The 962-nt window shown below is 75.6% G+C and carries 1 protein-coding gene; it reads left to right on the top strand.

What is annotated here, in order from left to right; translation table 11 throughout:
- On the top strand, positions 1 to 962 hold a 962-nt coding region (locus tag C667_RS23335; RefSeq protein ID WP_004390376.1), incomplete at both ends, for a glycosyltransferase.

Genomic DNA, 962 nt, shown 5'->3' with positions numbered 1-962 from the left:
TGCCGCTCGACCCCGAGGACCGCCTCGCCGATGCGCGCGCGATGCACGCCGCCGCGCGGCGCGAGGCCGCCGCCTGCGACCTGGTGCACATCCAGACGCCCTTCCTCGCCCACCGCGCCGGGCTGCGCGCTGCGCGCGCCGAGGGCCGGCCGGTGCTGCTGACCTACCACACCTTCTTCGAGGAATACCTCCACCACTACCTGCCCTTCCTGCCCGCCGGCGTGCTGCGCGGGCTGGCGCGGCGGGTGTCGCGCACGCAGTGCAACGCGGTGGATGCGGTGGTGGTGCCCTCGACCGCCATGCACGAGCGCCTCGCCGGCTACGGCGTGCGCAGCCCGATGGAGATCCTGCCCACCGGCATCCCGCTGCAGGACTTCGCCGCCGGCGACGGCCCGCACTTCCGCCGCCTCTACGACATCCCGGAAGACGCGCCGATGGCGCTCTACATCGGCCGCGTCGCGCACGAGAAGAACATCGGCTTCCTGCTCGAGGTCGCCGCCCGGCTCAAGGCGCGCCGGCCCGACTTCGTGCTCGTGGTCGCCGGCGAGGGCCCGGCGAGCGCCCGCCTGCAGCGCCAGGCGCTCGCCGCGGGGCTGGACAACACGGTGCGCTTCGTCGGCTACCTCGAGCGCCGCAAGCGCCTGCCCGACTGCTACGCCGCCGCCGACGTGTTCGTGTTCGCCTCGCGCACCGAGACCCAGGGCCTGGTGCTGCTCGAGGCGATGGCCGCCGGGCTGCCGGTGGTCGCGCTGTCCGCGATGGGCACCACCGACATCCTCGGCCCCGAGCGCGGCGCGCGCATCGCGCCCGACGACCCCGACGGCTTCGCCGCCACGGTCAACAGCGTGCTCGCCGACCTCCGCCTGCGCCGGCGGCTCGCCGCCGAGGCACGCGACTACGCCGCCGAGTGGGCCGACGGCGTGATGGCCGGGCGCCTCGCCGCGCTCTACCGCAGGCTGCTC

It is taken from the genome of Thauera phenylacetica B4P (assembly GCF_000310225.1).
Lineage (GTDB): Bacteria > Pseudomonadota > Gammaproteobacteria > Burkholderiales > Rhodocyclaceae > Thauera > Thauera phenylacetica.
The sequence above is the reverse complement of the archived record's forward strand: the minus strand, read 5'-3'. Positions and strand labels throughout refer to the sequence as shown.